This is a genomic window from Methylocaldum sp. MU1018 (assembly GCF_053646775.1).
This window is the reverse complement of record NZ_CM132195.1, coordinates 2,504,832-2,531,068: the sequence shown is the minus strand read 5'-3', so window position 1 is coordinate 2,531,068 and position 26,237 is coordinate 2,504,832. Positions and strand designations below refer to the sequence as shown.

Sequence of the window (26,237 nt, the reverse complement as noted above, 5' to 3'; positions counted from 1 at the left end):
TCCTATTTGTCCTTATAAGCGCTGGCCAGATTGGTAAACAGTGCGCGGCTCATGCCGGAAATCTTGAGAAATTTTTCCAGTTCTTCCGAGAGGCTGGACTCCTGATAGGATTGCTGCATCACCAACAGCGACATGCCTGTTATGGCGTTGACCGCAGCCAGTATTCGGCCGCAACGTTCCATCTCGTCCCCATAGGTGTCGATGATCAGTGTGGTCAGGCTGTTATTGATAAAGGTCATTGCGCCGGCCATGAACTCGACGGGCATATTGACTTTGACGTGTACATCGCCCACCTTGTACATGTATTCGGTATAAGTCTTGTCGTAAGGTCCGCTGAATAATCCTTCCATCCAGCGGACATGCGTTTTCTTCAGCGATTCGACGCGTCCCCCGAGAAAAGAGGAGGCTTCCGGAACGGCGAGCAGTTGCCGGTAAAAATCTTCGGTCACTTCGGCTAGCTTGGGTTTGATTTGCGCGCCCACTTCGACCAGCAGGGCTTCCCGTTCAGGCGTTAATCCGCTAAACGATTTGGCGTACCGGGTCAGTTTGTCAAAATCGTTTGACATGAAAGACTCCTTCAACTTGTTTTAAATATAAATTGCGGCCATCCGAGCCATGTTGAGAACGGCCATAGGGGCGAGGGCGTTTGTTAACCCTCGATGATCAAGTCTATACCAAGGATTTCAGTCAGGAATTCAGCCGCTCCGCTATTTTTTGTTTCTGTGATCTGCGTCACAAAACATTAAATTGGCTGTTCGATTCGGAATTGTCGATTCGGCGGCTTGGGGCGTTTCCGTAACCGGTGCGGAGGGAAATGCGCGGTTCGTTTCGGTAAGGAAGCGGCGCGACTCAAGCAACCGCTCGCGATGGGTGCGTTCATGCCGCACGATCCCTGTGCGGCCCGAAGGGCGAGACGAGTGAATCGGCTTCTCTGCCGGTTTGTGTGCGTTCGCACCCTGCGATGCCGGAGTTTTCAAACGCAGGCGGGATGAAGCCCGGTTCCTGGGATTTGGCTTCCGATCCTTCAGCGTACCGCCTGCTCCAAGCGGCGCAGAATGCCGTCGGGTTCGGCCACCGCCATAGCGGCGATGGCGTCGGCCCGCGCCTGGGCGTCCGCGACCGCGTAGATCCGCAGTTCGTCGGCGTTGCCGGAAGGCCGCAGGTGAGCCACGTCGCCGTTGTCGAACCGAATGCGCACCCCGTCGATGAAGTTGAGCGCGGTAATGGCGCCGAATCCGAGATCCGCCGTAAAGAAATCCGCCAGTTCCCGACGAATCGTTTCGAGCGCGCGGATTTCCGCATCATCGGCTGCGAGTGTCCGGCCTTCCACGTTCAGCACCGAGATGCGATCGGACGAGAACCGTGCTTCGCCGATATTCCGGTCGGAGGGCGAGAAGCGCCTGACGATTTCGAGCCCGACCGGTCTCGGGAACTGCTTGAGCAGGGCGGCGCGGCTGTAGCGTTCGGGCAGCGAAGCGAACAGTTCGGTCAGGCGAAGTCCCTGCTCGCGGCCGGCGCAGAGCACGGCGAGGATCGGCAGGACGGCGTCGCGCGTGGGCAGCGCCTTGAGGGTTTTTCCGTTTTTGACGATATCGGAGCCGGTCAGAAACCCGCCGTTGGCTTCCCAGCCGCAGACCGCCCGCTTGCCGCGGGCGCGCGCGGCTTCCATGCCGGCGATGACGAACGGCGAGCCGATGCGCGTCTTGGGTTCGGTGATGTCCTTGAGCTTGCCCCGGTCGATGGCGTCGTTGCAGCTGATCGGCACGACCACGGCATCCGCCCTCAGATATTCCGCCGTGATCATCCCCACCAGATCGCCTCCGAAAAAGCGTACGGCCGAGGTTTCGGCATCCACGCCGAGAATCAGCGGCCGGTCGCTGTCGCCGTCGGTGGAGACGACGGCATCGATCCGGCCGTGCTGCGCGACGGCTTGGTCGAACAGCACCTGAATTCCCGCCAGTTGCTCCGCGTCGATGTTCTCGGTGTCGATCGGGACGAAGGTTTCGCTGCGGCCGGCGACGGCGACTTCGGCGCCGAGCTTTCGCAGAATCTCGACCAGGAGATCCCGGCCGACGGCGGAATGCTGATAGACCAGGAGGCGCAATCCATCCAGCGACGCCTCTCCGAAAAAGTCCGCGTAGCGCCGGATGTAAGCGGCGGCGGCCTCGCCGCTTTCGGTGGAGAGTTCCAGCGAGCCCGCCTTGAACAGCCCGTGCTCGTCGAACGGGGAATCCGCGAACGGCTGCTCGTAGAGTCTTTCCCGCACCTCCCGCACCTTTTCGTTGACCGGCTGCTCATGCCGCTTCAGCAATTCTCCGCGCGAAGTGTTGGTCTTGTAGCCGTTGCGGTCGAACGGGATGTGACTGCCCGTCACCATGATGCTGCCTTTGCCGCGCGACACGGCATGGCACATCAGCGCGGGCGTCGGGATGCGGCCCAGATTGACCGGCTTCATGCCGGCGACGCGGATGGCGCATTCGATGGCCTGGGTAAGTTCTCCGCGCCGGGGTTTTCCATCGATCAGGCGGCTGGAACTGGGGCGCAGATCGTAGGCGAAAAAGAATTCCTCGCCGCGCGCGATGCCGCCTTCGGCGCGGGGCAGCGACTGGAGGTATTCGAGTTCCGCAAGGGCGTTGATGAAGATTTCCAACTGGCTGAGGTGAACCAGCAGGCCGCGCCGGCCGCTGGTTCCGAACTGTAGAGCTTGCGGTTCGTACAGAAGTCGGGAACGGAGCGTATCGATCGGAGTGGTATTGGCTGTCATGGGTTGCGCTTCGCGTGAATCCAAAGCCAAGAATACCAGGAATGCGGGGCTTCTCGGTCGACGGAGAAGTTCTCGATCGGAGATCTTCGCCGAGCCCGGCCCGAATCGGAAAAGATATTCGAACCGCCGTGCGCTTCTCGAGGCTTGTAAAGCTTTTCGTACCGACCGCGGTATCGTTCACGGCATCGGCCGTTACGCCCTTGTCGACGACGGTAGCATTCGGCCGCCTGTGTCATTCATCGAACGGAGGCGGGTTTGCTCCGCCTGAAAACGAAAAATAAGCTCGGCCCTTTACTCCGGCCGTTTGTTTTTTGCGCCGTTTTCGATGGCCAGCAAGAAAATTCCGGCGGCTTGAATGGCCGTCAGTTCGTTGCGGCTGGCAAACTTCAACACTTCGATCCCGCTTTGTCGGCGGCGAATCCGATATTGGCCGTCGAGCAACTGCGACAGTACGAAATCGGGATATTCCTGGATGACTCTGTCGCTCATTTCGTTGCCTTTCGGATTGGGCCGGCGCGGACAAAAAGGCCCGGTTTAAGACAAGGGGGGCTGATCGGGATGATTCCATGATGCTTAAACCGGGGAACGTAGCATACCCGTCACGACCACGTTCGCCGTTATTAAGCATGGTCCGTGCCAGAGCTGTAATGTGCTGGCGCGCGCCATGAAGCGCCGAGAATCCGGCAAAGATCGGGCGCGCCGCGCGCGGAGAACGGTTCAAAGCCACCGCGCCCGATGGTTCATTTCCCCTGTTGCCGCCTCCCCGACCCAAAGGCTTTTCCCCTAAAAAAGAGGGGCCTTTGCGGCTTTATTTTCTTGGCCATCGGTAACCGGATGACGACCGTTCCCGGCGTCGTCTCCAATATTGACTGCGGCTTGCCGCGGGTGCATCCTCCGGCACTATGAGTATCGGACTGATTGCGAGCGGGAGTCGGCTCGCCGGTTTGTCTGCGCGATGAAGCGGAATCAGCGAGCGGGCTTTTGCTGAACTCAGGGCGGAACAATCGCTCTACGGACAGGCGTCGTTTGATGGTCGCGATACTCTCTGGGCCGTCAGGAGGACTGGGATGAAGCCGTTGAAACAGGTTTTTTTTCTCGCGGATTACAACAGCCGGCCATTTCCGATGGCAGAGCGGCGCCGGGCCGAACCACTCGTGTTTTGCCGCGAATGACGATGCGCGCCGTATCCGGCCGGCCAGTCCGCGAGCCGCGCGCCCGATCGCACGCGGCCGGCTCCCGTGCGAATGCGACGACGATGTCGTTTCCGATGGGACTCGGGGCATGGGGGGCGCGATTCGCGCTCGTGCTGGCCTTGGTCTGTTTGGGGCTGTCCGGCGCCGCCCGGTCCGAGTCGGCCCGTCCGCTGATCGTCGGTTCGGAGACCGGCTTTCCTCCTTATACCGATGCCGATGCCGAGGGGCGGCCGACCGGTTTCGCCGTCGAACTGTTCGCCGCGGTCGCCGCCGTGATGGACATTCCCGTCAGATTCCGCCTCGATAAATGGGATACGGTCTGGCAGGGCCTGATGGCGGGCGAGATCGACGCCCTGCCGCTGGTTGCGCAGACCGACGAACGCAAAGGGCAGGTGGAGTTCACTCGGCCGTACGCCATCGGTTACGACAGCTTCTTCGTCCGCAAGGATCGTCCGCCCATCCATTCGATCGGCCAGGCCCGCGGCCTGAGCGTCATCGTCCTGCGCTCGGATGTTTCCCACCACGCGCTTGCCGGCCGTGGATTTACCCATCAGTTGGCGATCGTCGACAGTCTGCCGGACGGTTTTCGCCTGCTGGCTTCGGGGCGGCACGACGCGATGCTGGCGCCGCGCTTGCCGGGCGAGCGCCTGGTGGAGGCGAGCGGTCTGAGAGGGGCGGTCGAAGCCGGCCCGCTGCTCAAGGATTATCGACGGGAACTCTGCTTCGCCGTCCGCAAGGGCGGCACCGAACTGCGCGACCGCCTCGAACAGGGGCTGGCCATCGTCAAGGCGAACGGAGAGTACGATCGTCTTTACGGAAAATGGCTCGGCCTCTACGAGACTCCCGCCTTTCCGGTCAAATATGCAGCCTGGGGCGCCGCAATCATCGTCGCCCTGCTGGCTCTCCTGTGCCTGTGGACCTGGCAACTGCGCCGGCAGGTCGCGCTGCGCACCGAGGAACTGGCCCGGGCGGTCGCGGCCGTGCGGTCGGAACGTCAGCGGCTGCACGACGTGCTACAGGCGCTGCCGGTCTACGTGGTGCTGCTGACGCAGGATTACCGGGTGGCTTTCGCCAACCGCTTCTTCGAACAGCGCTACGGCAAGGCCCTCGGACGTCGCTGCTACGATTATCTGTTCAATCGTGGCGAGCCGTGCGAGCGATGCGAGACCTTCAAGGCGTTGAAGGCCAATAGGCCGGCGGATTGGGAGTGGACCGGCCCGGACGGTCACGAATACCGGATTCACGATTTTCCCTTCACCGACATGGACGGCTCTCCGATGATTATGGAGGTGGGCATCGATGTCACCGAGATGAATCGGGCCAAGCGGTCGCTACGCGATGCCAATGCTTCGCTGGAACGGCGCGTCGCCGAGCGCACGGCCGAACTGGAAGCGGCCCGTCGGGAAGCGGAGGAAGCGCGCGATCTGCTGCGCGTGACCATGGACAACGCGCCGGCCCTGATGTCCTACATCGATGCCGACTGTCGCTTCCGCCGCGTCAACAGGGCCTACGAACAGTGGTTCGGCCACGGCTGCGAAGAGGTGTATGGGCGTCATCTCCGGGAAATCCTCGGCGAGGCCGCCTGGCAAAGTTTTGCCCCCTATGTCGAGCAGGCTCTGGCAGGCGAGCGGGTCGCTTTCGAAATCCCGGTCTTCTTTGCCGAAGGCGGCACGCGCTGGATTCACGCGACCTACTCCCCCGATCGCGACGCCGAAGGGCAGATCCGGGGATGCGTGGCGCACGTGCTCGACATCACCGAGCGCAAGCTGGCCGAAGAGGGGCTGCGCCAGGCCGACCGGCGCAAGGACGAATTCCTGGCCATGCTGGCTCACGAACTGCGCAACCCCCTGGCGCCGATCCGCAACGCCGTTCAGATCATGCGCCGACTGGAGACGGCGGACCCCAAGCTACAGTGGGCGCGGGACGTGATCGATCGGCAGGTGGATCACCTGACCCGGCTGGTGGACGACCTCCTGGATGTCTCTCGGATCAGCCGCGGCAAGATCGAGCTCAAGAAAGAGCCGCTGGCTTTGGCGGACATCGTGCAGCGGGCGGTGGAGACCAGCCGGCCGCTGATCGACGCCCGCCGGCATCGGTTCGCCGTACGTCTTCCGACGGAACCGGTGCATGTCGAGGGCGACCTGGTCCGGCTGGCGCAGGCGGTGTCGAACCTGCTCAACAACGCCGCCAAGTACACCGACGAGGGCGGGCAGATCGAGCTGGCCGTCGAACCGTCCGAAAACGATGTCGTGATCCGGGTGCGCGATACCGGCCGCGGCATCGACCCCGCGCAGGCATTGAACCTGTTCGACCTGTTCTATCAGGTGGATCGAACCCTCGACCGGGCCGAAGGCGGGTTGGGCATCGGTCTCTCGCTGGTCAAACGCCTGGTGGCGATGCACGGCGGCGAGGTATGGGCGGTCAGCGAAGGCCGCGGCAAGGGCAGCGAGTTCGTCATCCGTCTGCCGCGCTTGCAGGAACATTCGACGCTTCACCCGCCTTTCCGTCCAGACCGGGACCGCCGGGCGGCGGGCTCCGCATCCTAGCGCGTTTTTCGCTCGGGCGTCGCGGCGGCCGGCCGTGGATTCAGGCTGGACCGCGGCGGCAATTTCCGCCACGATTCGGAATTCGACGAATACGGCGCTTCCGGCAGGGTAGCCGCCGGACCATGTTCGAGGAACGCTTCAACCGGTACGAGACTCCAAGGCCGGATCTTCCGCCGATTCCATATCCCGAGGTGTAACGCGATGTCCATGTTCAGATTTTTGCCCGGAATCCTCGTCGTGCAAGTGGCGACGGTCGGTCTGGTGATGGCGGCGCAAGGCGCTTCCACCGAGGCGAACTGGGCTCCGCTCGCGGGACTCGCTCTCATCATCACGATCCTGATCGCCCTGTGGTTCGGGTCGATCGCCGATCACATGAAAAAGGATGCGCTGACCGAGGCCCGGAATGGCTTCGCGCGAGAGCGCGAGAGCCTTTTGGTCGCCGCCGAAACCGACAAGCGGGCGACGCTCGAGGAAACTCATCAGCGGCTTATCCGGGAAGTGAGCCGTGCCCACCGCAGGGCCAACATCAAGCTGGGGCTCGGGCTCTTCGCCCTGTTGAGCATCGGGGCGGTTCTGCTGGCCATCGAGCTCGTGACGGTGGGACTGCTGACCTTCGCCGCCGCCGGCGGCGCGGTGGCGGGCTATCTGGTTCGCAGCCGGCAGGAGTCCCTGGCGTATCGAAAGAAGACCGCGCTGAGCGCGCCGCCCCAGCTCGACCGCGTGATCGAAGCCGGATCGTCGAAATCCGCGTCGCGCCTCGTCCGGCCGCGGGGCCGGGAGGAACGGCCTGATGCGCGTTGAAGCGGTCGCGGGAGCGGGCTGAAGCCCGCTCCCGCGACAATCTTGGCTACACGCGATCTCCGGCCGATGGGCGCTTGCACCGGATCACGATCGTTTTCTTGACGACGGGCGCAGTCTTTCCCTGCCGGATCGCGCCCGTCACCATATCGAGAATTTCATTCATCTGCCGTTCATCGCCCAAAACGACTTCGTCATACCCCCGTGTCCCGCAGAGGTCGCCGGCCTTTCGATAGCAACTGTCTTTCGCGAGACCCGGCTCCTCGCAGGTGATCTGATATGCCGGCTCGCCGCTGGACAAATAAATGGACCTCGCCGTCGGCTCCGGTATCGAGTGGGCGCAGCCCATCAGTCCGGAAAACAAGCACACCGTACCCAGCCGCTTTTTCATGGATTCGCGCCCTCGTGCCAAGCTTTGATTCCTTTTGCATCGTCTTTCGGGGGGATGTTCCCGGTTAGACCTCGGCCGCCTCCCACTCCGGATTTCGAGCGGTTTTCGCCTCGATGTATTTTCGATGCGATGCCAGATAGATCGTCCGCACCAGTTCTTGCGCCGCCGGCAGCGTTCCGAAGCCTCGGGAAAAATCGGGCACGACCGGATCGATCGTCAGCCGGGCCGCGCCGATCAGATGCAGGATCAGATCGAGCGGGTCCTCGTCGCCGACGGCGATGCGGATGGTGGTCGGCGAGATGCCGCTGTCGCGCAGCGCCTTTTCGTCCAGCTCCGAATGCGTGGTCAGGGCCGGGCAGGCCACGATGGTGTTGCTCTGGCCGAGGCTGATCATATGGCCGAAAGTCGGCGAAAGATTGTCGAAGAACCGCTGGAAAGCGTCCCGCGGCAGGGCGCCCATGTCCACGGTGAACAGCGGTGCGGGCAGGCCGAGCGATAGCGTCTTTGCCATGATCTCGTGGTTCGGATCGCCGGGCAGCGCGTTGCAGCGCACCGTGACGCTCGGATGGGCGGCCAGGAACCGGGCGAGTATCTGCGTGTTGATGCATTTCCTGAGCATCCGCACATCGAGCGTGCGCAGGCCCTGAAGCACGTCGAACGCGGCATCGGCGTTGAGAAACGCGCCCTTGACGTAATACACGTTCCAGAACAGGGTTTCGTTCCAGGGAATGCCGTTCACCGAATCGCCCTTGGCGATGAACATGTCCTGGTTGCGCCCGATGACGACGCCGGCGATGACCGAGCCGTTGCCGGAGAGATCCTTGGTATAGCTGTGAATGACGAAATCCGGGCGCTCCGCAGGATCGCTCCGTTGCAACGGCGTATAGAGAAACGGCGTGCCGACGGTGGCGTCGAGCATGACGCGCAGGCCCAGTCGATGAGCCTTCTTGCAGATCGCGGGTACGTCCAGGACATAGCCGTGCGGATTGCAGGGCGATTCGAGATAGACGTAGGCCCGCCGCCCGGCGGCGAAACGGTCCGCGTACCGATCGAGCGCGCGCCTCCATGCTTTCAAAAAATCGTCGACGGTATAGCCGTCGAAGGTCTCGACGGCAATGTCCAGGTTGGCGGGTTTGGCGTACCAGTCGTGAATGAGCTGATGGGTGCCGCCGTAGATGTTGCGGCTGGCGATCAGAACGTCGCCGCGCCCGAGGACGTGCGACAGCACCCCGTCGATGGCGGCCATCCCGCTGTTGAAGTTCCAGGCGAGATATTCGCGGACGTAGGGGCCGGCTTCGAGGTCGACGATGTGGTTGACCAGGGCGACCGAGGTCGGATTGAGCAGCCGCGAATAAATCTCCAGCAGCAGTTCCTTGCCCTGGAAGGCGTCTTCGATCCACTCGGCGCAGGCATAGATGTAGGTCGCCGTGCGGGTGATGACCGGATTGGCGGAGAAGATCGCCGTGACGTTGTCGAAGACGCTGTAAGGTCCCTTGCTGGCGATGGTCGCGGTGCTGTAATTCAGGCTCTGATAGCTCTGCCTATTCGGATTCTGCAAGGTGTCGAGCAGCTTCGCCAGTTGAAACGAGAGGAATTTCTTGGCGTTGAAATAGGCGATCCGGTCGGCGCGATCGAGGCTTTGCACGGTCTGTGCCGTCTCGATCCAAAGCCGGTCGAGGTCGGCGTAGCTCTCGTACATCCGCCGCGACAGGCGCGCCAGCGTCTGGCCGAAGGCCGCGCGAGGGTCGATGCCGAAGTGGGCGAGCTGCTCGTCTACCAATTCGTCGAGCGAGCGGGCCGCCGTGGATTTCCGCCGGGGCGAGAGGGTACGCAGGCCATCGATATTTTCCGGCGCCGGTCCGCCCGCCGCCGGAGGCAGGTCCAATCCGTCCTGGTCCATCATCCGATTCTCCTTCCGAATCAAGCTTCACCGAGGCGGCAACCGGTCGGTTGCCCCGCGTCATCATTAGACTCGACAACCGGCCTCGGTTGTCAATCTCGCACGCGAATTGCCGCCGCATACGCTTATCCGTAAGCATCCGATCTTCCGACGCGGCCCGGCAGTGGAGCATGATCGAAGCGCCGTGATCAGCCTCCGCCGGCGTTCGGGAGAGGCGGCTCCTCAACTATCCACAGATTCCGTGGACAACCTTGTGGATAAGTATGGGGATGAAACGGGCGGCGCCTGATGTCATCAGGCTTTAGCTTAGCCTGGCCAGGTTTTTTTCAGATTCGGCCGCTGCGCCGGATAAAATCGTAAGTGATTGATTTTGACAGGCTGATTTATGATGAAATGATGAATTGATAATTTACGCCAGTCGGCCGATCGACTGCTGCCCGCCTGAAAGCCTGTCAAGTCTTGACAGTGGATAACTTCCCGAAATTGTATTCAAGACGTATGGCCGTGCCTCGGAAACGTACCATTGTGCGCGCTGACGGATTGACGAATTCCGGACTTTACCGGAAAGTCGCCATGCCTTCTATGTCGAAGGTCGGCCGGAAACGAGCGGCCGCGGAGCCCGTGTATTTGGTCACGATCGAGTAAAGTCATGAATTCAAGAAAAGCCGCGGCAAACGGCGGTCTCGTCTACTCCACGGAACACGGCCGGATGTGCCCGGCCTGCCGCAAACCCATCGCGGAATGCCTTTGCAGGAAAGCCCGGCCGGCGCCGAAATCGGACGGCATCGTGCGGGTGCGTCTGGAAACCAAGGGACGCAAGGGCAAGGGCGTCACGGTGATCGCCGGGGTTCCGCTGGATCCCGCGGCGCTTGAAAATCTCGGCAAACAGCTCAGGCAGCGCTGCGGTTCCGGCGGTACCGTCAAGGACGGCGTCATCGAGATTCAGGGCGACCATCGCGAACGGGTCATCGAAGACCTGGCCCGGCAGGGCTGGACCGTCAAGCGCGCGGGCGGCTGAATCGGGCGCTTTCCCGGCCGGAGGACGCTCGCCGCGATTCGGCGCTCATCCTTGGGCCGGCCAAGCCGCTGCGGCGCCACGGCGAACCGGAAAAGGCTCCGATCGCGAGCATTCAAGCCGATCGGGCGGCATCCGGAGGAAGCAACCGGGCCGCCTCGTGAAGGCCGTCGAATATCGGGCCGCGCCGCATAGGCATTAGTATATATTGACATTCTTCTGATATGCTGTGCTCACAGGTATTGCCGGGAAGCAGACCTGCGATCCTTGATGCATTTTCCCACCATCGATTCACGCCACCCCTCGGGATGCGGCGGCATTAGCCGGGAAGAAACAGTCGGGGGGCTTGCGCCCGCCTTTTTTGTATCGAGCGAAAACGATCTTTCAGCGCATGACAGTGCCCTGGACCGGCATTCCATGCCGATATTTCGGAACCTTTATATATGTACGCCTTATTGATAATCGTGTTCGGACTTTTGCAAGTCGCAGACGGAGTGGTGACCTATCTCGGACTGAATAGCTTCGGTTTGGAAGAAGTGAATCCCGTTCTCAATGCTTGCGCCGAGCTGATGGGGCTCGGATACTCCATCGCCCTGATCAAGATGGCGGGCCTTGCTTTCATCGCGCTTTTGTTTCTCGAACGGCACAAGATGAAAAGCCGCTGGATCAAGGCGACCTTGACTTCGGCCGTTGCTTTTTATAGCTGGGTCGTGACGAACAATGTGTTGTTGGTCATGGAGGCGTAGACCGCTTCACGTGCATTCAAGCGCGGGCGTCCGGTCTTCAGGCGCTCCGCGCGTTGCGCTTCGGCTCCGTGTCCGCCGCGTATTCATCGAACGGTAGCCGCACGATGAACTCGCTGCCCTTGCCGGGCCCCTCGCTTCTCGCCTCCACCCGTCCGCCGTGCAATTCCGCGATCTTCTGCACGATGGTCAATCCCAGGCCCAGCCCGCCCTGGGCGCGGTCCAGCGTCCGCTCCGCCTGGGTGAATACGTCGAAGAGGTGCGGCAGCAGCGTGTCGGGGATACCTTCGCCATCGTCGCGCACGGTGATCACCGCGGTGTTCTCCGCCTGATCCAGGGTAAGCCAGATCCGGCCTCCGACCGGGGTGTATTTGTTGGCGTTGTCCAGCAGATTCGAGACCATCTGCGTCAACCGCACCGGGTCGGCCTCGAACCGTATCGGATACTTGGGAAGATGCGCGATGAACGAATGGCGGCGGGCTTCGAGCAGCGGTTTCGTGGCTTCCGCGGCTTGATGGAGAAGAGCCGTGAGGTCTACCGGGATTTTCTGAAGCCGCAATTTGCCCTGGACGATGCGCGAGACGTCGAGGAGGTCGTCCACCAGCCGGGTCAGGTGATCCACCTGCCGATCGATCACGTCCCGCGCCCACTGTAGCTTGGGACTCGGGGCGTCGAACTTGCGTATCAGATGAACCGCATTGCGAATCGGCGCCAGCGGGTTTCTCAGCTCATGTCCCAGCATGGCGATGAATTCGTTCTTGCGGATGTCGGCCTCCTTGAGCGCCGCCTCGGTCTGGGTGCGTTCGATGATGTCCGCGGTTTGCCGGGCCAGCAGGTCGAGCAGCCGCAGCGCGCGCTCGTCCGGCAGGTGCGGCGTGCCGTGGTGGGTGGAAAACACGCCGAGCAGCCGGCCGCCGCGGCTCAGCAGCGGCGTCGACTGGATCGCCCGCACACCGGCCTCTAGCAGCGCCTGCAACCCCGCGTCGTCCCTGAATGTGGCGCTCCGGGCGATATCCTCGACGATCACCCGTTCTCCACGGCCCAGCGCGGCGCCCCAGGGGGCTCGATCTGCGCGGATGCCGTCCCAGAAATCGAGGAACGGCGGCTCCGGACCTCGCTGCGCCACGGTTCGGAGATGGCCGGACGGCGCGTCGACCAGTTGGATGTGGCCGCGATTTGCGCCGGTAATGGCCAGGGCGGTTTCCACGATCCGATCGAGCACGGCCGGCAGCCCGTCCTCGCGCACGAAGAGCGCGCCGACCGCTTGCAGCCTGGTCATGGCGTCCAAATCGGCCGCCAGGCGATCGTTCGCCGCCGCGAGAGCCTGTTGCGCCTGTTTGCGCTCGGTGATGTCGTGGCTTACCGTCGCGAATCCGACCGGCTCGTCATTTGCATCCCGGATGTAGAACACGTTGCAAAACATCCAGATCGCTGCGCTGGTTTTGAAATGGCGGAAACGAATCTCCACTCCGGCGCGACCTTCGCGCAGCACGAGCGGAAACAATTCCTCATAGACGAAGCTCCGGTCCTCGGGGAAAAGGAATTCGCTCACCGACATCCGGCGCGCCTGTTCGATGCTGTCCAGCCCGACCAGGTGCAGCCCGGCCTCGTTGACGTAGAAAGGGTTGAACCGAAGGTCGCACATGGCGATGAATTCGCTGCTCTGATCGGCGAAGGAAACGAATTTCTGGCGCTCGATCTCGATCTGTTTGCGCTCGGTGATGTCCAGGAACGTGGCCGTGGCGCCGCGCACGCGGCCGCCGCTGTCGTACAGCGGCGCGGCGGCGCTCAGGACGAATCTGCGGGTGCCGTCGGCGCGGACGATCTCCCGTCCTCACGACCCGCCGCATGGGCAGATCCCGGCGGGGGACTTCCCGCCCGTCGCTGAGGAAGCGATAAGGGGCAACGCTGTCCGTATCCGCCATCGCGGGCAAATTTTCACCTTCCGGCACGCCCAGCAATTGGTGTGCCTGAGCGTTGCCCGTGATCAGGCGGCACTCGGGATCGTGAGCGACGCAGATCGCCACCCGGGCCGTCTGCATGATGGCCCGCATCTGGGCGCTGGCCGCGAGCGCCCGGGCTTCGCTGGTCCGCAGCGCTTCCTCGGTTCGCACCAAATCGTCGATGTCCGTGAGCGAGCCGGTCCAGCGCACGATCCTGCCGTCGGCGTCGCGATCGGGCAGGGCGCGGGCGATAAACCAGCGGTACGAACCGCCGGCCGACTTCAGGCGGTACTGGCTCTCGAACGACGTTCCGGTCCGCGCCGCCTTGTTCCATCGCGCCATGACCTTTGCCATGTCGTCCGGGTGCAGCGCCGACAGCCAGCCCTGGCCGGCGCTCTGCTCGGGAGAAAGGCCGGTGTAGGCGCACCATTGCTCGCTTGCGAAGGTATTGTTGCCTTCCGGATCGCTTTCCAAGGTCAGGCTCGGGACAGCCTGCACGATAGTGCGGAAGCGCGCTTCGCTCACCCGCAGCGATTGCCGGTCGAAAACCCGCTGCATGACTATCGCCACCTGGTCGGCGACCGATTTCATCAGATCCAGTTCTTCGGCGGTGAAGGCGGAGCGGGTTTTGGAGCCGAACGACAGTGTCCCGATGATCCGCCCTTGCACGAGCAGCGGATGACAGGCATAGGCCCGGATGCCGTAAGGCTTGATCCGGACCGCGCAGAATTCGTCGCCGGGCCGGATGCCTTCGCTAAGAATGCGTTCGCCGTTGCGCGCCACGCAGCGGCAACCGGTCGCGTTGCAATCGAGCCATGCGAACTGGCGAATCTCCTCGTCGGAAAATCCCGCGCAAGCATTGAGGCGCAAGCGTCCATTGGATTCGTCGAGCAAAAAGTTGAAGAAGCAGTCGCAGCCCAGTTGTCGCATCACGACGCGGCAAAGGTCTTCGATGATCGTCTGCGGCTCGTCGGTGGCCAGCAGCCGTGCCGATGTTTCGGCCAGCATTTTGAAGCGCTGCTCGCTCGCGGCCATGATGTGCTCGGCCTGTTTGCGCTCGGTGATATCGATGTTGCTCCCGGTCATGCGGGCCGGCCGACCCTCGGCATCGTAGCGAATCGCGGCCCGCAGCTCGATCCAGCGGACGGCGGCGTCGTGCCGGCGAACGATCCGAAATTCGCTGCTGACATCCGGCGCCTGTCGTTCGAGCGCCGTATCGATCGCGGATCTCAAAGCGTTCCGGTCATCCGGATGCACCAGATCCAGCCAGGCATCGAAGGAGTGTTCGAACTGTTCCGGCGCGATTCCGTAGATCGGGTACCACTGAGGCGAAACGCGGTGATGGCCGTTCTGAGCAAGATCGGCTTCGAAACCGGCCACCTGGACGATTTTTTGCGATAACTGAAGGAGTCGATCGCGTTCGTGCAACGCGGCTTCGAGCGGCCGCCGCTCGGCGAGGGCTTGCTTGAGCTGCGACTGGCGTTCCAATGCGGCCTTGAACGCGTGTCGCTCGGCCTTGCGTAGACGCGAGATGCCGACGCTCAGCACAACGCCTGTCCCGAGAAAGAATGTTACGCGCAGGACCTCGGCGGGGGGCGCGCTGTCCAAAAGAAACAAGCCCGCCGCGGCGCTCGATGCGGTGGCTAGAAAGCCCGCGTACATTCCGCCGCGCCATGCCGCGAGCATGACCGCGACCAGGAACGGGGACATCGGCGGCGGGCCCAGAACGGACTTTAGAGCCAGTAATGCGGCCGCGATAGAGGCGGTCGCCATGACCGCAATCGAATATCCGTTCCATAGCAATCGCTGAAGGAAGCTCTGAACAAGTGAATTCCGTCCATGATTCGACGGGCCTGTCCTGAGTCGAGCCGAAGGGCTCGCCACGAACGGAATCGATACGTTACCGTTCGCCCTGATCCTGTCGAAGGATTTAATCAGAGTTTCCTTAATGTTCACGCCGTCGTTCCCTCATGCCGGCATCGAGTCGCGATTTAAAAAATCTAGTTTACTGCGGGTTGTCGAAAGGGGGGAAGGTTTTATCGAGAGCGCGCGGCGCGGCAGCCGTCCGGCGGGAAAAATGCCCGGTCAGCGATGGATTCGCGAGCGGATGTCGTTTTTGATTAATCGGGCCCGTCAATACCTCCCGGCATTTCGGGCCGGCGCGGCCGAACCGATCCGCAAGAACCGAAGGCGCGATGGCTAAACGGCCCGCATCGTTCCGGGAGCGGTCGCGTCCGGAAAATTCTTCGGCTTTAGGCCGGCCGGATTCGGCCGCCGCTCGAGAGGGCATTATGGCGTCGCCGGCGGGGCGGCGATGCTCGCCGATCGAAAAGTCGATTGAAAGAGAAGGCGGCGTCCCGACACGGACGTGGGGTGTTTTAGGGCGGGCTGCCGTGTTCGGATCGACGGCATGAGATGGAGTAACTGGGCCGGATCAACCTCATCCTCCTCCTCTTGACAGACCACCGGCCAGTGCCGAGCCGATGCTTGTTTCTTTATTAGTGCTTCCCGGTCCAGTCACTCGATCTTGGAACATCCTCTGTTCCGGCGACATCCCTATTCCCTTCGCTACGTCCCGGATTCCTGCCGAATCATCCCTGGTCCGGATTCGAACGGCGCGAGCCGCGGCCCGCTGGATGAAAGTGACGCGTATTTAAGCGTGATGTTTCCGGCAGCGACATCCGCAAGTCTACGTATGGACGGTGGCGCGCCGAAAAGCAGCCAGCAAAAGACGGCGGTCCATGCCGGAGAGACCGGGTGTGGTATCTGACATAGGCATTTTTGCGTATTTTCGAAAAAATGCCGGCGCGCTTTAATGACGCCGGCTCGACGATCGCCGGGGCAATCCCCGAACCGTCTTGGGCAATCGTCGAATGGGAATCAGGGATGTTCCGATTAGGATCAGGACGAGCGAAAGGAATCAGGATGTCGCTTGGAACGGGATGTTCCGGGAGTAATGATGGCTGGATGCTGGTGGCAAGCCACCCGGCGCCGCGGAGCGCGATGCCGAAACAAGGAATGTTTAGGTCCAGTCATCAAGACTCTTTCGTCACGCTTCGATTATCCCGTCTTCTCGCGCTCCCGGCACGGTCCCGACGAATACGGCATTCTTCGTGTCCGGTCAGGATGCGTGACGAACCGCGCTTGTCCCTGCCGCGCCTTTGCCGTCAGTGCAAATGTTCGATTTGCTTGTCGAGAAATTCTCGGGCGCGGAAGATCCGCGAGCGGACCGTTCCGACCGGACATTGCATGACACGGGCGATTTCGTCGTAACTCAAACCGTCAAATTCGCGCAAATGAATCGCAGTCCGCAATTCTCCCGGCAATTTGTCCAGCGCCTGCTGAATGGTCTGCGCCAGTTCTTCGGTCAGCGCCAAGCCCTCGGGCGTTTCCTGATCCTTGAGCCGAACGGCGGATTCGAACTGTTCGGCTTCCTCGACGTCGAGTTCGTCTTCCGACGGGCGGCGCAGCCGCATCGCCAGATGGTTCTTGGCCGTATTGATGGCGATCCGGTAGAGCCACGTGTAGAAGGCGCTGTCTCCCCGGAATCTCGGCAACGCGAGATAGGCCTTGACGAAAGCTTCCTGAGCCACATCCCACGATTCGTGAGGATCCTTGATATAGCGGCCGATCAGTTGCAAAAGTTTGGCTTGGTACTTGCGTACCAGCCGATCGAAAGCGCTGCGGTCTCCCTGTTGAACTCTGCGCACCAATTCCCGATCATCGATATAGAGAGTAGCCATAATAAGATCCTCCGTGAAAAGATCCTGTCAGATCCCATGACGGCTTCGGTATTCGAGTTCATCAAGCCCGTCCGATCCAGGAAACCATCCCGCCCGGTTCGACAATCCTCGCTCTCTTCTCGTTATTCGGCTGCGGGTCCATGAGCGCATAAAACTATGCGACCCGGGCAAAACTACCGTTACAGAAACTGTCCAAGCCGTCCGGCGTTCCGACATTAAATAAGAATTAATTTATGGTCTTATTAAACACCCGGGCGCCGCCTTAAAAAATTCGTATGACTTCGCACGGATATCTACGGATGAAATCCGTTTTTGTGCGTTCGGAGCGTTCGGCCCGGCAGACAGGATTTCGACATCCTTGTGGCGGATGGGACTGGCCGCATGATGATCGCGGACGGGCGAGCGGAGACCGGCCGGCTTGCCGCTGAAGGTTCGGAACCGATGAAAACGGAGCGGCCGGCTCCCGCGCCTGTTCCGGCTCGATCTCAGCCGGATTTGACCGGAATCCGCAGGCGTTGGCCCGGGCGCAGCACCGTCCGTTGTTTGATCGCATTCAGCATCAGCAACTTATGAAGCCGAACGCCGTATTTCGCGGCGATCAGATGCGGCGACTCGCCGGGACGAACCACATGCAGCCGATTCCGTTTCGATGCCCGCCCGGATTTCAGCGCCGCCTTCCTCGCGCCGGCCTTCGCCGGCCTGGACGCTTCCGCGAGGTCGTCTTCCAAGACGGGCGCCTGCGCGACGAACAATTGCGATTGGGTGTCCGCCGGTTCCTCGCCGACATCGATCAGCCCGGCGGTGACGATACGCCCCTCGATCCTGACCGATGACGGCTGGCCGCGCCGAGATTCATCGCCCGCCACGATCACGGGCTGCACATAAGCCGACGCATCCGGCGCCCGGGCCAGGGCGCCTTGCGGGAGCCAGACATCGACGCCGGCGGGGAGCAGAGCGCGTCCGCTGATCGCCGCTCGCGTCCAGGCCGGATTGAGATCGGCCAGCGTGTCGCGGTCGACGCCGTGCATGCGGGCCAGGCGGCTTACCGGCAGGGCGCTGGTCAGACGGACCAGGTCGTGATCGAGGGGCGGTTGAAAGAATACGCCTTCGGGAAAATAGGCCGCCAGATTGCGGACGATCGACCGCACGGCAAGAAACTCGGCGTAAAAATTCCGCGACGCAAAGCCGAAGCTCGAACCTTGATAGTAACGGACGATCCGCGCCAAATCCGAACCGAACCGCTTTTTGGCGCGCGCTATCCCGGCGACGCCGTGATTGTACGAGGTGATCGCGAGCCCCCAGTCGCCGAGCGCCTCATAGGCATGGGCGAGATAGCGAGCCGCGCCGCGCGCGGCAAACACCGGATCGAAACGTTCGTCGACCGCCCGGCTAACGTGCAGGCAGTGGCGCGCGGTCGCGCGCATGAACTGCCACATTCCGGCGGCGCCCACCGATGAGTGCACGCGATTGACGAAGGACGACTCGACGTGAGGCAGATAGGCGAGATCCTCGGGCAGATCGGCTTCGCGAAATACTCGCCGGAACAGCCGATCGTACCGGCCGCTGATCTCGACCCCTTTCAAAAAACGCTCTCGCAGACCGCGCTGACTGCGCACTCGCGTACTGGCGCCGTAAACGGCGTCCTCGCCGCCGCGGCGGGTCAGAAGCTCGAACAGGCGTTGCTGGGAATCGCTCAACTCCGCGCCGAGCCGCACCCGCTCCTCCAGGTCGCGAAGCTCGTCTTCGAGCGCGTGGACCTGCCATTCGACCGCAGCCCGATGCACGGGTGCCAAGCCTTCGCCGTCGACATCCGGCAGCTCGACGACGTCGTACACCACGCCCAAATGAACGCTGTCGTGGATCGCAAACTGATTCAGATGCCACACCGCAAAGACCTGGCGCCAGAACTGAACCGCATCCTGCAATCCGGGCGGCTCCGGGAACGGGACGTCGCTCAGCTCCTGCGCCACATCCGGAATATGAGAAGAGATGGAGACGGTATCCGCGGCAGCGTGTCCGACAAAGGCCATCGCCAAAATGCCGCGCGTTATCCAAGACCGAAACGAGATTCCCTGTTTCATGACGATCGAGCTCCCATCCGTGACAAGCCGTCGTGTCGGCACGACGTTAAGGCGAAGTCGGTTGTTGCTTCCGAACGTTTGTGAAAACCCGGAAAGCCGACGAGATTTCCGACCCGAGTATCTCTCCGAAGAGCGTCCGCGGCAAGCGATATCCGCAAAAAAACTGCGGAGGCGAACCTGCTTTTCGGCGGCATGGGCGCCGGAAAAAGCGAAGATACGCGCCGGCGTCCTAAAGCGTTTTCAGTAAGGACGCAGGGGTGACTTCAGCGGCCTTCTCGACCTACGACACGCACGTTCCGCACGGAATGCCGTTAACGCGAGATGAAAACGCTCTAGCGTAGCGCGCTCAGCAAATCTTTACCTTTTTCGATCAAGAAAATGCCATCCGGAAAATATTGAAGCCCCAGGCTGGCGTTTTCCGAACGGCTCGCCAAGGGATAGACCCGCACGTCGTCGGCGCGCTCGTCGATCCGGTCCGTCAATCCTTCGATGATTCGGCCGAGCTCCTTGGCCGTCAGCCGGGCCGTGAACACCGAATATTGCACGGGAATGCCCTGCTCCCGGAGAAAACGGTGAACCCGGCCCAACCGTTTGGGGTCGGCGATGTCGTAGCAGACGAGATATGTTTGAGCTTGATTGAACGCCATCACGCGATCTCGATGAGCCAGCGGTGCAGCCGGTTGAGCAGCCCGCGGGCCAACGATTCGGTGCGTTCCCGACGGGCTTCGAAAAAACCGACGATTTCGAGACGGTCGGGGATGCCGAGCCGATTTTCGCGAAGCCGGTCTTCGAGCCACGCCAGCCGCGCCAGCCGGAAATCCCAGAACAGGATGGAACTCAAGGAGGTCACGGGATCGAGGTCTTCCATAGACTCGCACTCGGCGGCGATTCCGGCGTCGGCCAAATGCTTCGTCACCAGGCTCGTCAATAGCCCGAAGATTTCGCGGCCGATACGGTCATAGGCGGATAGCTGATCCATCGACTGCGCGCCTTCCCGGAACAAACGGCGCAAGTCTTTCGCCGAGGGCGGGCGGTCGAAATCGAGACCGGTGCGGCCGATCACGCTGCGCACCGCCATGCGCTCCATCGCCTCGGCCCATTGCGCATACAAATCCCGCCAATCCGGGCGCAGCAGAAAATCCAGAAGGCGTTGCCGAAGCTCCCGGCATTCTCCGGGCTTTCCCACCAGTCTCGCCGTCACCGCGCCGTCGTGGTCGATGAAACTGACGGTGATGCCGTTCTCCGCGCAGGCCAGCAAGGCATCGACGGACCAATCGATGCACCCCGCCGACACCACTTGCGAGATCCGCCGCAGCGGAAACCAGCGTTCCGCGGCGCCGGGGCGGGCGACGCGGAGGGCCGGGCCGTCGCGCCTGACCGCGGTGCCCGAACCTTGCAGATACAGCGGCCTCATGGCGCCTCCTCGATCAGACGGCGCGCGATCAACAGGCTGTAGCGCCGCAACAGGCCGCGCAGAGGCCGGACGAAAATCTCGTAACGGGCGTAAAAGATTTCCCGGCCGGCCTTTTTCAAAAGGCAGCGGTCGGCTTCCGTAGCGAACGAATCGGCGCGCAGGATTCGCTCGGCGAACAGCCGCCACACCCAGCGATCCACTCTCGGCCGCAGCGGCTCGATCAGGTCGGACGCCAGCGACTCGCGCGAGTAGGCCGGCTCATGGTAAAAGCCGACGCAAGGGTCCAGCCCCGCGGCGTGGCAGGCGTTGACGGCCTCGAAATGGAGCAGGGTATAGGCGAGCGACAGGGCCGCGTTGACCGGGTCCTTCGGCGGCCGGCGATTGCGTCCGGTAAACCCGAGACTGGCCGGAAAGAGTGGCGTGAAACCCGCGAAATAAGCCGCCGCCGCAGCGCCTTCGATGCCTTGGAGCCGAACCAGCCGCGCCGCGTCATCGACGGTAGCCAAGGCGCGTTCGAGGCGCGCGATCCCGTCGGTGAGCGGCTTGCGGCAATCGGGTCGGACTTGCAGTGCCGACCGCAGTAGCCGAGCCTGTGCCTTCAGTTTGAGCGCCACCAGCCGGCGTGACCAGGGCAACCGGAACTCGTCGTCGTGGTGCCAACGGTATTGCGCGATGCGCCGGGCGGTGTCGCCGTGTTTCTTTCCATGCAGAATCGCCGCGGCGCGGCCCTGCCGACCGCTCAGGACCAGAAGGCCGACGCCTTCCTCGGCGAGCAGTCCCAGCGCGCCCGTGCTGAGCGTCGCCTGTCCGCGGACGACCACCCGTTCGACCACGTTCAGGGGAATCGTCGCGCGGCGGCTGCCCGCCTCGTAAAGGCAGAGATGCCGACCCTCGCAACGTATCTCGATATCTTTTCTGTCCAGGTAAAGCGTGCCCATTCGATCCTCAGCCGACGTAGAAGAATTCCGGGTCCGCCGGTGGAACCGCGATGCCCAGCACGCGAACCTTCATCCGGGGATCCAGCCGCAAGAGCAGAAAGCGGTCGGCTTCCTCGTCGATCACCTCCCTGACCTCGTCGATCAGTTGGCGCTTCTCGGCCTCCGTCAAAAAACATTCGAACACCGATTTCTGCCCGCCGGTCGAATAGTTGCGCAGCACGTAAAGCGCCTTGCGCAGGCGGGCCTGGTCGGAGATGTCGTAAGCGGCGATATAAAGCGACCGTTTGCTCATGGCCGCTACTGTAATGGCGTGCGGGGAAGTCGGGGTGTCTCGCAAGCTTGCGGAAGGTCGCCTCGTAGGGTGCGGTGAGGAGCGAACCGCACCGATAGGCCGCGAGTGATGCGGTTCCCTTTGGTCACCGCATCCTACAAGCCGTAAGGTGCGGTGAGGCACGAACCGCACCGATCGCGTCCCCGCACGATGCGGTTCGCTTCGCTCACCGTATCCTACAAGCCGTAGGGTGCGGTGAGGCACGAACCGCACCGATCACGCCGCGAATGATGCGGTTTCCTTCGTTCACCGCATCCTACGGCCTCCGCGTCATTCCCCGAACGTAATGCCGCTTGCCACGCCCTCGCCGCCCCAATTTTCCGGATATAACCCATGTCGGCGATACGCATGGAAGCTGGAATGGGGCCAATTCGCCACGTGTCGAACCCATCCGTGTTTCACCGGATTCCAGTGGATGTAATCGATGTGTCGGTCGAAGTCGTCTTGGTCGCGGATCAAATGATCCCAGAAGCGGCGCTGCCATACGCCGCGCTCTCCGCGTTTGGCGCGGCTTTGAGAGATGCGCTCGCGTTTCTCGATGGCGCGGGAAAAGTGTGCTTTGATCAGCCCCCACCGGGCCGAAAAGTCCGAATCGCCAGGCGGGAGCGTCCACAGGCAATGCAAGTGGTTCGGCAAAACGACCACGGCTTCCAGGCCAAAAGGATGCCGGCTCCGCACCCAACGAAAGGCGTTCCGTAAGACATCGATCCGATCGACCAACAAGCGGTTTCCCCTTCGTTCGGCCAGATTGACCGTAAAGAACCAGGTGGCTCCGGGGACGTAAATGCGACGGTATTCGGACATCGGGTTGTCAGGATTTCGGAGACATTTATCGAATTCAGGTTGATGCGGCTCCGATGATGCAGTTTCCTTCGGTATCCTACATCGTAGCACCGATAGGCCGCGAGTGATGCGGTTCCCTTCGGTCACCGCATCCTACATCGTAGGGTGCGGTGAGGAGCGAACCGCACCGATAGGCCGCGAGTGATGCGGTTCCCTTCGGTCACCGCATCCTACAATCGTAGGGTGCGGTGAGGAGCGAACCGCACCGATAGGCCGCGAGTGATGCGGTTCCCTTCGGTCACCGCATCCTACAATCGTAGGGTGCGGTGAGGAGCGAACCGCACCGATAGGCCGCGAGTGATGCGGTTCCCTTCGGTCACCGCATCCTACAATCGTAGGGTGCGGTGAGGCACGAACCGCACCGATCATGCTCCAACTCAAACCCCAAACCGATCAAGCACCTGCCGGTAAATCGCGTCGTCCACCCGTTTCAGCAGGGTTTCCTTTTCCTGGCTCGGCAGGAATGCGTGGACGAACGCTTGCTTGATCATGGCCAAGGCGTCCCAGCAAGTGAATTTGTCGTCGCCGACCATGCGCGCGGCGGCCAGGTATTCGCCGGTCAGCGTGGTGCGGCTGATGCCGGGATTGTCTGTGCACAGCGTCAGCGGGAGTCCGGCCTGCCAGAGTTTCCAGAGCGGGTATTCGCGGCAGTCCGCCGTTTCCGGGTACGCCGGATCGCGGTAACCGACCACCTCCCGATTCGAGCTGGGACAAAACTCCAGGCAGATGCTCCTGTCGCGGAAGCGCTGGGCGAGTCGGGTGTGATCGCCGATGGTCAGACCGTGGCCGATCCGGTCGGCATGGAAGTGGTAGGCCGCTTTCCAGATTTGTTCCGCGGTTTCGCCCTCGCCGGCATGGATAGTCAGCGGCAGGCAGATTTCGAAGGCACGGGCGAAGGCGTTCGCGGCATCGGGAGGCAGCGCTTGCGTCTCGTCGCCCGCCATGTCGAGCCCGACCACGAAGTTCGGCAGCCGCTCCTTCGCCCGAACCGCCAGATCGATTACCTCGGGGAGCCTTTCGTGTTGGCGCCGGTCGGCGATGAGTATGAACCGGAACAAGGGCCGCGGATCGTGCGGCAAGCTTGCCGCGGCGGTTTGCAAGGCAGCGGCCAGACGCTCCAGGAACAGCAGTCCGTCGCCGTATTTGTGCGGACTCCCGCGCAGTTCGACATAGGCGAGACCCTCGGCGTGGGCCTGGCGCACGAGGCAATCGGCATACGGCTCGATCGCGGCGGAATGCGACAGGATCGACGAGCCGGACAGTTCGCCCGGCCGCTCGTAGGCCGCGAAGCCGAGCGGATGACGCGATTTGAGCGCAACCCGCGGCTCGGTGGCGTCGAACAGGTTGCCGGTCAACCGGCCGGCGCCGGCATGGACGAGCAGGGCGGCGGTCCAATGCGGCCTGGGGATGTCGGGTGTCGTCAAGCGGTTCGGCCAGTCCGAGGGCCAGAGGGTTTGTTCCAGCAGCGGCGCGACATGGTCGAGAGCGCGGCCGCGCTCGGAAGGCGTCAACGCGTCCCATACCGCTCGGCCAACCGTGCGCTGCGCGTCGAGATCGAGACAGCCGCCGATGTGCCGGTGCAAGTCCGCCTTGGGCAGCGCTCGAAGCCAGCCGGCCAGATCCGGATTCAACGCCCGCGTCCGCAGGGTTTCGATGACCCGCGGGGGCAGGCGATAAAGGCTGCGCCAGTTCTCGTGGTGTTCAGCCTCGCCCAGGGCTCTCAGATAATTGCCGAGCAACTGGCTTCCGGCCGCTTCGCGCTTTCGGATTTCCTCGCAAAGCGAAGGTCCTTCGGCGTGTTCCCAGGCCAGCAGCGCGCCGGGTTCGGCCAGCGGTAAGGGAAAATCGCGATTGGAGACCGCGCCGCGGCCGTCGAGTTCGACATCCAGCAGTTCGCTGCGCCGGCCGGCCCCCGCCACCAGCGGCACCACCGCGGGGACGATCTCGGCCGGCAGTTCGCGGGTGAAAAACTCGACGGTTGGTTTCCTGAGCGGCTCCGGAAACGGCTCTTGTCCGACCACATGAATCAGCGCGTCGCAGCCGAGCACGGAACCCGCCCATTGCAGATCGGCGCTCATGGTCTTGCGCCCGCCGGCCAGCGAAAACACGACCTGGCCGCCTCCGGCGCGCTCGTGCGCCAGAAGGCAAAGGCGCAGCAGGACTTCGCGAAACCGCTCGCACTCGGCCTGGCTGGCGAGCTGGTCGGTCCCTTCGGCCTGCCAGATCCGGAGCGTTGGCGGGCTCTCCAGCCGCGCGTGCCAATCGAGCAATGCCGCGATGCCTTCCCGGGGTTTATCGCCCTGCGTGGTGCAGACCCAGATTTCGTCCGGCGCTTCGAGCCGATACTCGTTGCGCTGGCGGTCGAAGTCGGCGCGTTGAGGATGGCGGCGGTAAAGCGGCAAGCGGTCCGGGGCGAGGAAACCGTAGACTTCGGGAATCACCGCCCACGACGCGCCCAGCGTGCACAGAAGAATATTCGTTTTCATGCGGAATTCCGGATCAGAAAGCCGGCGGCGAGACGGCTCCATAACTCGAAGCGCGGATCGTCCGCGATCCGCTCGGCCGGGACGAAACCGATGCTGTTCAATCCCTGGCCGTCGACCGGTTGCGGCGGTTCCTCCTCGCGCCAGGACAGAACGTAAAGCAAGCCGATATGCACCCGTCCGACCGCCGAGAGTCCTTCGTAAATCCAGGCGGCCGGTTCCGGGACAACGAGCTCCGAACGCAACTGAAGCTCCTCCCGCAACTCGCGGCGAAGCGCCCGTTCGGCCATGGCCCCGATCGATTCCGCCGTGTCCGCTTCATCGACATGCCCGCCGACGCCGGCACTGAGCCGGTCCCGCAGCCGGGCATCGCCGCCGGTTCGCGCATAGCACCAGATGTCGCCCGAGCGATTTCGGAGCAGCGCGTACGGAATGATTTGCAGAAAGCGCTCGTCGGTTTCGGCTTCGGAGCGTGGCCGCCAGGCCCATTCGCCGGGGCAGGGCCGGTCGGACAGACGCCGGGCGCCGGTTTCCGGCAAGGGCGGCCATGCGGCGCGGGGAACGACCAGGATGCGCTCGCTCAAGGGGTTTCCCCTCCGGCCTCGACCACTCGATATTCGACGATGCGGGCACCGAAACGCCGGAGATCCTCGGCCGACAGCTCGCGCCCCCGCCATTCCGGCGGTATTTCGAGCGCCAGATGAAAATAGCGGGCGCCGAGCGCGCACACCGCCGCCGCCAAATGGACGGGCAGGGTGCCGATCACCCGGTCTCCGGCTTTCACCACGGCCATATCCATGTGCGCCAGTTGCCGGTCGACCGGAATTCCGCTCTCGCGCGCCCACTCGACGGCGCCGGGATGACGGGTTACGAAATATGTCGTCATGGGTAATGCATTCTCCTCGGAAATACCCTTCCGTTGTTCGTTGAATTCGGGCGATGCGGTTCCAACGATGCGGTTCCCTTCGGTCACCGCATCCTACAATCGTAGGGTGTGGTGAGGAACGAACCGCACCAATCACGACGCCGCTTGATGCGGTTCCCTTCGGTCACCGCATCCTACAACCGTAGGGTGTGGTGAGGAACGAACCGCACCAATCACGCCGCCGCT

The 26,237-nt window shown here is 62.6% G+C and carries 20 protein-coding genes and 1 pseudogene; 4 read left to right on the top strand and 17 right to left on the bottom strand.

Annotated features, from left to right (window positions below; genetic code table 11):
- Nucleotides 1-2: 2 nt before the first annotated feature.
- The 3 genes from ACWJKU_RS11595 to ACWJKU_RS11585 form a co-directional block, all read right to left on the bottom strand.
- Nucleotides 3-566 carry a protoglobin domain-containing protein gene (locus ACWJKU_RS11595; RefSeq protein WP_454142460.1) on the bottom strand — a complete coding sequence of 188 codons (564 nt, stop codon included), beginning with the start codon at nt 564-566 and terminating at the stop codon, nt 3-5.
- 458 nt (nt 567-1,024) lie between these two features.
- Nucleotides 1,025-2,764 (bottom strand): hypothetical protein, encoded by a 1,740-nt coding sequence (locus tag ACWJKU_RS11590; protein ID WP_454142459.1) that lies wholly within the window; start codon nt 2,762-2,764, stop codon nt 1,025-1,027.
- Between the two features lie 291 nt (nt 2,765-3,055).
- Nucleotides 3,056-3,253 (bottom strand): hypothetical protein, encoded by a 198-nt coding sequence (locus tag ACWJKU_RS11585; RefSeq protein WP_454142458.1) that lies wholly within the window; start codon nt 3,251-3,253, stop codon nt 3,056-3,058.
- Between the two features lie 766 nt (nt 3,254-4,019).
- On the opposite strand from ACWJKU_RS11585, the gene ACWJKU_RS11580 reads away from it, so the two are divergent.
- A complete protein-coding gene (locus ACWJKU_RS11580; RefSeq protein ID WP_454142457.1) occupies nt 4,020-6,503 on the top strand; it encodes a transporter substrate-binding domain-containing protein in 2,484 nt (827 codons plus the stop codon).
- Nucleotides 6,504-6,710: 207 nt separating this feature from the next.
- Nucleotides 6,711-7,304: a hypothetical protein gene (locus ACWJKU_RS11575; RefSeq protein WP_454142456.1), complete on the top strand. Its 594-nt coding sequence runs from the start codon at nt 6,711-6,713 to the stop codon at nt 7,302-7,304.
- Nucleotides 7,305-7,350: 46 nt separating this feature from the next.
- Here ACWJKU_RS11575 and ACWJKU_RS11570 read toward each other — a convergent pair whose 3' ends face one another.
- On the bottom strand, nt 7,351-7,692 hold the full coding sequence (locus ACWJKU_RS11570) for a hypothetical protein (RefSeq protein WP_454142455.1): 342 nt from the start codon (nt 7,690-7,692) through the stop codon (nt 7,351-7,353).
- 64 nt (nt 7,693-7,756) lie between these two features.
- Nucleotides 7,757-9,595, bottom strand: a complete 1,839-nt coding sequence (locus tag ACWJKU_RS11565) for a trans-sulfuration enzyme family protein (protein ID WP_454142454.1) — start codon at nt 9,593-9,595, stop codon at nt 7,757-7,759.
- A gap of 646 nt (nt 9,596-10,241) precedes the next feature.
- On the opposite strand from ACWJKU_RS11565, the gene ACWJKU_RS11560 reads away from it, so the two are divergent.
- Both ACWJKU_RS11560 and ACWJKU_RS11555 read left to right on the top strand, forming a co-directional pair.
- Nucleotides 10,242-10,610, top strand: a complete 369-nt coding sequence (locus ACWJKU_RS11560) for a translation initiation factor Sui1 (RefSeq protein ID WP_454142453.1) — start codon at nt 10,242-10,244, stop codon at nt 10,608-10,610.
- Nucleotides 10,611-11,050: 440 nt separating this feature from the next.
- Nucleotides 11,051-11,353: a DUF5658 family protein gene (locus ACWJKU_RS11555; RefSeq protein WP_454142452.1), complete on the top strand. Its 303-nt coding sequence runs from the start codon at nt 11,051-11,053 to the stop codon at nt 11,351-11,353.
- 37 nt (nt 11,354-11,390) lie between these two features.
- Here the strand turns inward: ACWJKU_RS11555 and ACWJKU_RS11550 are convergent, their stop codons facing one another.
- From ACWJKU_RS11550 to csx16, 12 genes and pseudogenes are all read right to left on the bottom strand, one after another.
- Nucleotides 11,391-12,995, bottom strand: a complete 1,605-nt coding sequence (locus ACWJKU_RS11550; protein WP_454142451.1) for an ATP-binding protein — start codon at nt 12,993-12,995, stop codon at nt 11,391-11,393.
- Between the two features lie 298 nt (nt 12,996-13,293).
- Nucleotides 13,294-14,955, bottom strand: a pseudogene (locus ACWJKU_RS11545) (PAS domain-containing protein); the annotation flags it as partial.
- A gap of 1,505 nt (nt 14,956-16,460) precedes the next feature.
- Nucleotides 16,461-17,036, bottom strand: coding sequence for an RNA polymerase sigma factor RpoE (rpoE, locus tag ACWJKU_RS11540; RefSeq protein ID WP_454142450.1), 576 nt, complete (start codon nt 17,034-17,036; stop codon nt 16,461-16,463).
- A 485-nt stretch (nt 17,037-17,521) separates the two neighbouring features.
- Nucleotides 17,522-19,117 carry a transglycosylase SLT domain-containing protein gene (locus ACWJKU_RS11535; protein WP_454142449.1) on the bottom strand — a complete coding sequence of 532 codons (1,596 nt, stop codon included), beginning with the start codon at nt 19,115-19,117 and terminating at the stop codon, nt 17,522-17,524.
- Between the two features lie 332 nt (nt 19,118-19,449).
- A complete protein-coding gene (gene cas2, locus ACWJKU_RS11530; protein WP_454142448.1) occupies nt 19,450-19,764 on the bottom strand; it encodes a CRISPR-associated endonuclease Cas2 in 315 nt (104 codons plus the stop codon).
- Entirely contained in the window at nt 19,764-20,531 is a 768-nt protein-coding gene (locus ACWJKU_RS11525; protein ID WP_454142447.1) for a CRISPR-associated endonuclease Cas1, read from the bottom strand. The genes cas2 (ACWJKU_RS11530) and ACWJKU_RS11525 overlap by 1 nt, the downstream gene beginning before the upstream one ends.
- Nucleotides 20,528-21,469: a CRISPR-associated endonuclease Cas1 gene (gene cas1 / locus ACWJKU_RS11520; protein WP_454142446.1), complete on the bottom strand. Its 942-nt coding sequence runs from the start codon at nt 21,467-21,469 to the stop codon at nt 20,528-20,530. Before cas1 ends, ACWJKU_RS11525 begins: the two co-directional genes overlap by 4 nt.
- A gap of 7 nt (nt 21,470-21,476) precedes the next feature.
- Nucleotides 21,477-21,761, bottom strand: a complete 285-nt coding sequence (gene cas2 / locus ACWJKU_RS11515; RefSeq protein ID WP_454142445.1) for a CRISPR-associated endonuclease Cas2 — start codon at nt 21,759-21,761, stop codon at nt 21,477-21,479.
- 309 nt (nt 21,762-22,070) lie between these two features.
- On the bottom strand, nt 22,071-22,604 hold the full coding sequence (locus ACWJKU_RS11510; protein WP_454142444.1) for an REP-associated tyrosine transposase: 534 nt from the start codon (nt 22,602-22,604) through the stop codon (nt 22,071-22,073).
- Nucleotides 22,605-23,020: 416 nt separating this feature from the next.
- On the bottom strand, nt 23,021-25,129 hold the full coding sequence (locus tag ACWJKU_RS11505; protein ID WP_454142443.1) for a CRISPR-associated ring nuclease: 2,109 nt from the start codon (nt 25,127-25,129) through the stop codon (nt 23,021-23,023).
- Nucleotides 25,126-25,710 carry an NUDIX domain-containing protein gene (locus ACWJKU_RS11500; protein ID WP_454142442.1) on the bottom strand — a complete coding sequence of 195 codons (585 nt, stop codon included), beginning with the start codon at nt 25,708-25,710 and terminating at the stop codon, nt 25,126-25,128. The genes ACWJKU_RS11505 and ACWJKU_RS11500 overlap by 4 nt, the downstream gene beginning before the upstream one ends.
- Nucleotides 25,707-26,012 carry a CRISPR-associated protein Csx16 gene (csx16, locus tag ACWJKU_RS11495; protein ID WP_454142441.1) on the bottom strand — a complete coding sequence of 102 codons (306 nt, stop codon included), beginning with the start codon at nt 26,010-26,012 and terminating at the stop codon, nt 25,707-25,709. The genes ACWJKU_RS11500 and csx16 overlap by 4 nt, the downstream gene beginning before the upstream one ends.
- Nucleotides 26,013-26,237: the final 225 nt, after the last annotated feature.

Coding starts and splice junctions, on each gene's coding strand:
- ACWJKU_RS11595 (WP_454142460.1), bottom strand. CDS start 566: ATGTCAAACGATTTTGACAAACTGACCCGGTACGCCAAATCGTTTAGC.
- ACWJKU_RS11590 (WP_454142459.1), bottom strand. CDS start 2,764: ATGACAGCCAATACCACTCCGATCGATACGCTCCGTTCCCGACTTCTG.
- ACWJKU_RS11585 (WP_454142458.1), bottom strand. CDS start 3,253: ATGAGCGACAGAGTCATCCAGGAATATCCCGATTTCGTACTGTCGCAG.
- ACWJKU_RS11580 (WP_454142457.1), top strand. CDS start 4,020: ATGTCGTTTCCGATGGGACTCGGGGCATGGGGGGCGCGATTCGCGCTC.
- ACWJKU_RS11575 (WP_454142456.1), top strand. CDS start 6,711: ATGTTCAGATTTTTGCCCGGAATCCTCGTCGTGCAAGTGGCGACGGTC.
- ACWJKU_RS11570 (WP_454142455.1), bottom strand. CDS start 7,692: ATGAAAAAGCGGCTGGGTACGGTGTGCTTGTTTTCCGGACTGATGGGC.
- ACWJKU_RS11565 (WP_454142454.1), bottom strand. CDS start 9,595: ATGATGGACCAGGACGGATTGGACCTGCCTCCGGCGGCGGGCGGACCG.
- ACWJKU_RS11560 (WP_454142453.1), top strand. CDS start 10,242: ATGAATTCAAGAAAAGCCGCGGCAAACGGCGGTCTCGTCTACTCCACG.
- ACWJKU_RS11555 (WP_454142452.1), top strand. CDS start 11,051: ATGTACGCCTTATTGATAATCGTGTTCGGACTTTTGCAAGTCGCAGAC.
- ACWJKU_RS11550 (WP_454142451.1), bottom strand. CDS start 12,995: ATGTGCGACCTTCGGTTCAACCCTTTCTACGTCAACGAGGCCGGGCTG.
- rpoE (WP_454142450.1), bottom strand. CDS start 17,036: ATGGCTACTCTCTATATCGATGATCGGGAATTGGTGCGCAGAGTTCAA.
- ACWJKU_RS11535 (WP_454142449.1), bottom strand. CDS start 19,117: ATGAAACAGGGAATCTCGTTTCGGTCTTGGATAACGCGCGGCATTTTG.
- cas2 (WP_454142448.1), bottom strand. CDS start 19,764: ATGGCGTTCAATCAAGCTCAAACATATCTCGTCTGCTACGACATCGCC.
- ACWJKU_RS11525 (WP_454142447.1), bottom strand. CDS start 20,531: ATGAGGCCGCTGTATCTGCAAGGTTCGGGCACCGCGGTCAGGCGCGAC.
- cas1 (WP_454142446.1), bottom strand. CDS start 21,469: ATGGGCACGCTTTACCTGGACAGAAAAGATATCGAGATACGTTGCGAG.
- cas2 (WP_454142445.1), bottom strand. CDS start 21,761: ATGAGCAAACGGTCGCTTTATATCGCCGCTTACGACATCTCCGACCAG.
- ACWJKU_RS11510 (WP_454142444.1), bottom strand. CDS start 22,604: ATGTCCGAATACCGTCGCATTTACGTCCCCGGAGCCACCTGGTTCTTT.
- ACWJKU_RS11505 (WP_454142443.1), bottom strand. CDS start 25,129: ATGAAAACGAATATTCTTCTGTGCACGCTGGGCGCGTCGTGGGCGGTG.
- csx16 (WP_454142441.1), bottom strand. CDS start 26,012: ATGACGACATATTTCGTAACCCGTCATCCCGGCGCCGTCGAGTGGGCG.